General features: G+C 32.7%; 5 protein-coding genes and 4 pseudogenes. All 9 read left to right on the top strand.

The features are described 5' to 3' along the window. The first annotated feature begins 367 nt into the window (after positions 1-367). Positions 368-782, top strand: a pseudogene (locus CQZ94_RS30005) (sodium:proton symporter). 241 nt (positions 783-1023) lie between these two features. Further along, positions 1024-1881 carry a YrrS family protein gene (locus CQZ94_RS30000; protein WP_105588347.1) on the top strand — a complete coding sequence of 286 codons (858 nt, stop codon included), beginning with the start codon at positions 1024-1026 and terminating at the stop codon, positions 1879-1881. A 68-nt stretch (positions 1882-1949) separates the two neighbouring features. Next, positions 1950-2561 (top strand): annotated as a pseudogene (locus CQZ94_RS29995) (IS6 family transposase); the annotation flags it as partial. A gap of 211 nt (positions 2562-2772) precedes the next feature. After that, positions 2773-3093 (top strand): YolD-like family protein, encoded by a 321-nt coding sequence (locus tag CQZ94_RS29990; protein ID WP_105588346.1) that lies wholly within the window; start codon positions 2773-2775, stop codon positions 3091-3093. A 93-nt stretch (positions 3094-3186) separates the two neighbouring features. After that, positions 3187-3381: a hypothetical protein gene (locus tag CQZ94_RS29985; RefSeq protein ID WP_105588345.1), complete on the top strand. Its 195-nt coding sequence runs from the start codon at positions 3187-3189 to the stop codon at positions 3379-3381. A gap of 133 nt (positions 3382-3514) precedes the next feature. Beyond that, positions 3515-4222, top strand: coding sequence for an IS6 family transposase (locus CQZ94_RS29980; protein WP_105588344.1), 708 nt, complete (start codon positions 3515-3517; stop codon positions 4220-4222). 63 nt (positions 4223-4285) lie between these two features. Next, a pseudogene (locus CQZ94_RS32520) lies at positions 4286-4399 on the top strand (VanW family protein); the annotation flags it as partial. Next, positions 4380-4642: pseudogene (locus tag CQZ94_RS29975) on the top strand (IS4 family transposase); the annotation flags it as partial. The pseudogenes CQZ94_RS32520 and CQZ94_RS29975, both read left to right, overlap by 20 nt. A gap of 204 nt (positions 4643-4846) precedes the next feature. Next, positions 4847-5743 (top strand): VanZ family protein, encoded by an 897-nt coding sequence (locus CQZ94_RS29970; protein ID WP_258166090.1) that lies wholly within the window; start codon positions 4847-4849, stop codon positions 5741-5743. Positions 5744-6020 lie beyond the last annotated feature (277 nt).

The following is a 6020-nucleotide window of genomic DNA, read 5'->3' as shown; positions in this document are numbered from 1 at the left end:
TGTCTTAGGACTAATTCGTTAGCTATCAAAAGTAACGACTAACCGAGAAGCCCCCCACTTCAGACAGTCCGTTAGGACGTTAAGTGGCGGGTAGTTCACATCTTGTTTTTCTGAAAAAGCAATCCCATTTGAAGGTATATATTTTGTTTTCCCCACAAGAGAAAGGAAAAATTACCGACGAGAACTACGAGCCCTGTGTGACGAAACAAACGATAGGACATGTATGAACATATGTACATATTTATTATTGAAGTTATTAATAATAAAATGTATTATAGAAAAGCGCAATTTATAATTCAAGTAAGTAGGACTATGTATTCGAAATAAATGAAACATTCTGAAATGATATTATTATCTAAAAAGAGAGGTGAAATTAATAGAAACAGTACATAATAAATGGTATAAATTGTATAGTTTAAATGGCTTTTACAGTAGAGAAGAAGCTTTTAAGAAGGGTATACACTAAGAAAGAAATATTGCTCTATATAGGAAAAATCCAAAGGCACTTTATACAAAAGATAAGGGAACTTAATAAAGATTCGTTTTGTGATGAAAGTGAATTGAAGATTAGATGAGGAATAATAGAATTTCCTAGTGGTGAAAGTTATTCTGAAAAGAAGGTAAAAGAGATAAAATCTTTTTTGATTTTAAGGCATACCCCATTTGAAAATGAAACATCTTTAGTATGCTATAGAGGGCAGTTTAATTTGAAAATTATAAATAAGGGAAGAAGAGGCTTAATTGTTAATAAGCTTTCCACAGGAGATCTAATGTGGACATAAATGGAATCACATTTGAATAAAATCGAAGGTTTCTTAAGCACAGAAACTTATCAATCTTTAATTTATTAAACTATTTTTGAATAACATATGTCAGATACTTGAAAAAGCACAAATTTTATTATTTTTATATGGAATTCTGTATGGGAAGTGTAGTTCTTTTTTATTATTTAATAAAAATATTAAGATTCACAGGAACAATGCATAAAGATTAGAGGCGAAAATAAACACGGAGGTTTGAAAAATGGGACAAGGAAGCAGGTTTCAAGAAAAACAACAAAATCGTCGTAAAAAGGGGATATTTAATATCGCATTTAGTGTGGTATTAGTGACAGTTTGTATAGTGACATATCAGTTGTTTTTCACGTCTGATACATCAAAGAAAGCAATTGCTCAAGAAAAGAAAGCAACAAAGATAGAAGAGAAGAAGAAGGAAGATAAAGAAGCGGCAAAGATAGTAGAAAAGAAGAACGAAGATAAAGAAGAAGCAAAGATAGTAGAAAAGAAGAACGAAGATAAAGAAGCGGCAAAGATAGTAGAAAAGAAGAAGGAAGATAAAGAAGCGGCAAAGATAGTAGAAAAGAAGAACGAAGATAAAGAAGAAGCAAAGATAGTAGAAAAGAAGAACGAAGATAAAGAAGCGGCAAAGATAGTAGAAAAGAAGAAGGAAGATAAAGAAGCGGCAAAGATAGTAGAAAAGAAGAACGAAGATAAAGAAGCGGCACAGTTAGAAGAGAAACAAAAAGCAGAAGAATCTGTAAAAACGAATGGAAATGAAAATAAAGAGGGAGAAAAAACGATATCTCAAGAAAAGGGTTCTCAAACTAATCCTTCTTGGAAGCCAATTGGTACAGAGCAAGGAGCAAAACCTGCAATGAAATTTAAAGAAGGAACAGTAGATTGGAATGAGATGAAAAAAGCAATTTCCTATGCTGTTGATGTTCCAGAGAGCCAATTGATTTTCGATTTTATTGGGAATAATGGCAATAATAAAGCCTACGGTAATGTACGAGATAAGCAAAGTAATAAAAAATATAAGGTTGATATTGATTGGATAGAGAATCAGGGTTGGAAACCAGCATCTGTTCAAGTGGTAAAATAAATAAGAGAAATGTAAATGTTCCCCTCTCTCGTTGTGAGGGACTAAGCTATTATTGTCCAGATAAGATAAACCTGGTGGAAATGATGGAGGAAAGAGGAGTATCATTTGCTCACACAACGATTATGCGCTGGGTTCATCAATATGGGCCTCAATTAGAAGAGAAAGTACGACATCATCTTAAGCCAACAAATGACTCGTGGAGAGTCGATGAAACATATATCAAAATAAAAGGTCAATGGATGTATTTATATCGTGCTGTAGATTCCGAAGGGAACACCATTGATTTTTATCTAAGTAAATCAAGAGATAAACAAGCAGCCAAGCGCTTTTTCAAGAAAGCCTTGGCTTTTTCGTATATTTCTAAACCTCGTGTGATAACAGTAGATAAAAACCCTGCCTATCCTGTAGCGATTCAAGAGTTGAAAGAAGAGAAATATATGCCTGAAGGCATACAACTAAGGCAAGTTAGATATCTCAATAATATAGTGGAACAAGATCATCGTTTTATGAAGAAACGTGTGCACTCTATGTTAGGGTTCAAGTCATTTAAAACAGCAACCTCTATATTGAGTGGTATTGAAGCCATGCATATGATAATAAAGAGACAGATTGGTTTACAGAATCAGTCTGTCCAAAATCAGAAAGAGTTTATCCACCAAGTGTTTGGACTTATAGCATAAAATACGATTTCACTAGGAATCTACTATTATCCGCGTTCTTCTTCATATATTTGCACCAGAACCATAAAAATCATGGTTAGTTAAATTGGTTTGATTTTATATGGAGCCAAAACCTCTAAACATTTATTTTATAATTATATAAATAATTCAAATATCCCCAAAGTTTGATATAATGATATAGTTATTAATAGCAATTAGGGGGACATACAGCATGAACTATACAAATATGCCAAAAGGAAGAGGAATGGTTAAGCGGACTCCATTTGCTGGTATTCGTAAGATTGTAAAAAAGCAGACAAAAGTGGAGCGCCCTACATTAACCCAAGACGAACAAGAACTTATTGAAGACATGTTATTATGTTCATTTCTTTCTGAAGAGAAGAAATTGATTACTTATTATAGAGAGGGTCATTTGCTTACTAGATATATGACTGTAACTGACATAAATCCGATAAAAAATTTCATAACTTGTACTGATGCATCTTATAACAGAATTTTCCTTAAATTTATGGATATAATTGATGTGAGATAAAAAACATACTGTTTTTCAAATGTAGCTGGGAATAAAAATGACATAATTTTGTATTCTAGGTTAAATACAGATAGAGAAAAAATAGGAGTTCTTGTGAGAGTTAGCAAGATAAAGGCTGTTTGTTTATGTTTTAGACTGTCTGTTATGATTATCGGATGGACAAATACAAAAGAGGAACAGAACGCAATTGAGAAAGCTAGGGAAACACTGGAAGATAGAGAACGTAAGAAGCAAGAAGCGGAGCAACAAGAGAAGGAACTTCAAAAGGTAAAGGAGGAAAAATATTGAATAAGAAAAAAAGATAAATATTGCCATTTTTACAATTTTATTATTAATAATAGGATACATAGGTTCTGGTGCAAAAAATCTCTTAAACTTGGATATACTGATATTACTACTCTAGAAAAGGTGTGTGATTAGTATGGAAAAGGAAAATTTGTTCAAATGGAAGCATTATCAGCCGGAACTAATCTTATTAGCAGTAAGGTGGTACCTACGGTACAATTTGAGCTTTCGTAACCTGGTGGAAATGATGGAGGAAAGAGGATTATCAATTGCTCACACAACGATTATGCGCTGGGTTCATCAATATGGGCCTCAATTAGAAGAGAAAGTACGACATCATCTTAAGCCAACAAATGACTCGTGGAGAGTCGATGAAACATATATCAAAATAAAAGGTCAATGGATGTATTTATATCGTGCTGTAGATTCCGAAGGGAACACCATTGATTTTTATCTAAGTAAATCAAGAGATAAACAAGCAGCCAAGCGCTTTTTCAAGAAAGCCTTGGCTTTTTCGTATATTTCTAAACCTCGTGTGATAACAGTAGATAAAAACCCTGCCTATCCTGTAGCGATTCAAGAGTTGAAAGAAGAGAAATATATGCCTGAAGGCATACAACTAAGGCAAGTTAGATATCTTAATAATATAGTGGAACAAGATCATCGTTTTATGAAGAAACGTGTGCACTCTATGTTAGGGTTCAAGTCATTTAAAACAGCAACCTCTATATTGAGTGGTATTGAAGCCATGCATATGATAATAAAGAGACAGATTGGTTTACAGAATCAGTCTGTCCAAAATCAGAAAGAGTTTATCCACCAAGTGTTTGGACTTATAGCATAAAATACGATTTCACTAGGAATCTACTATTATCCGCGTTCTTCTTCATATATTTGCACCAGAACCCAACGTAGAGTATATAGCCAACAGAAAGAGTTTGTAGAAGATCAATATGTAACGGAGAATCACGCTATAATGATGTGCGAACCATTATTAGCCTGTAATTCAGAAAAATCCCAATCCAGGTTACTTTCAAGACGGAAGAATAAAGAAAGGTATGCAGTAAATTCAGTTAGATATGGAGAAGTTGCTGCATTCCATGCAGCCAGGACAAACCTATGATATAACAGATGCTTATGTAGGGATGAGTGACAAAGTACAGACTCATGTTATTGTTCATCGACTTACAGAAAAACAACAAAAAAACGTCTACAAGATCAAGCTGTTCGAGAGAAAAAGAAAGGAATGACGTATTCTCCTCGCTTTGTTTTGCAAAAGTTTAGCTTACTTTTAAAAACTTTGCAACAGAACCGAATTACTACTTACGCCAACATGATTTTATTGTTATATTTAAAATATACGGATTTGAAAAATTATCAATAAGAACAATTATTAGTAATAGGAGGTTTTATTATCAAAGGAAAACATCGTAACATTACCCTCGCAATATTAGGACTATATTCCGTTCTGATTCTCTACTTTATGTTTCTTGGTTTTGATAGATTGGGATTAAAATATATTAACCATGAATATGAATTCCAGTTAATTCCGAGTAGTATTCCTTTGAGCTTGCCAAATATGGTAGATAGGGAAGATTTTAATCTATGGTTTTTTAATTTTGGAAATTTAACAGCATTCATACCTTTCGGGGTATTAATTCCTATGTTATATCGTTGTAGCTTTATTAGATTTATTACTTCATTCTGTATTTCTATTCTTATACTAGAAGTCCTACAAATGGTTACTTTTCTTGGTGGCTTTGACATTGATGATGTAATTGTGAATGCAATGGGTGCTACAATAGGATTTTGTGCATATAAAATAGGATTTCGCTCTAATAATACTTTGAAAAACTTTATTATTACAGGTGTAACAGCACTTATCTTGACATTAGGAGTACTTGTAGTTGTAGGCGAAATTAATAAATCATTAGAAAAAGAACAACAATCCCTAAAAAAAGGAACCGTTATAGCGCTAAATCAACTGACAGAAAGTACTGGATATGTACCGAAAGTTAACAATTCGACTAGCTTTGAAGTGGCTCATAAAAAAATTGAACCTAAATTAAATATGTATAGTAGTAAAGGGACAAATTCTCAGCAATTTAAATACTTGTTAAAAGGTAAGTATGCAAAACTTTCGGGATATCTCGGTATCCCTGATAGTGCTAGCAAACATTCCGGTAAGATAATTATTTCTATTGATGGAAAAGATGTACAAACCATTCGATTCTCTGAAGAAAGCATATCTACATCCACAAGTTCTTTTAAGATAGAGTTGGCTAAAGCAAATGAACTTAGTATTAAATTTATTGATACAGATGCATTGCTATGGGATGTCAAGCTTACAGAATGGAAAAAATAATGAATTGAATTCCACTAGTTTAGATACTAGTGGATTATTTTATATGTTCAAATATCTAATTGAACAATTCTAGCCCTGCCAAAAGTGTTTATGAAAGGATCTATGTTTAATATCTAACTCGGATGAATCCTTTCTAGTTTCTTTATTTATCATACTTTGAATGTATACTTTTATTGATTGTTTTAGAGAGTATAGATAAAAATATTGACTATCGAAATATCCGGTTCTGGTGCAAAAAGATAATAAATAAAAAAGAATCAAGGATTCCTAACGGAAT

Origin of the sequence: Bacillus sp. MYb209 (assembly GCF_002975175.1) — a bacterium.
Lineage (GTDB): Bacteria > Bacillota > Bacilli > Bacillales > Bacillaceae_G > Bacillus_A.
The sequence above is the reverse complement of the archived record's forward strand: the minus strand, read 5'-3'. Positions and strand labels throughout refer to the sequence as shown.

Coding starts and splice junctions, on each gene's coding strand:
- CQZ94_RS30000 (WP_105588347.1), top strand. CDS start 1,024: ATGGGACAAGGAAGCAGGTTTCAAGAAAAACAACAAAATCGTCGTAAA.
- CQZ94_RS29990 (WP_105588346.1), top strand. CDS start 2,773: ATGAACTATACAAATATGCCAAAAGGAAGAGGAATGGTTAAGCGGACT.
- CQZ94_RS29980 (WP_105588344.1), top strand. CDS start 3,515: ATGGAAAAGGAAAATTTGTTCAAATGGAAGCATTATCAGCCGGAACTA.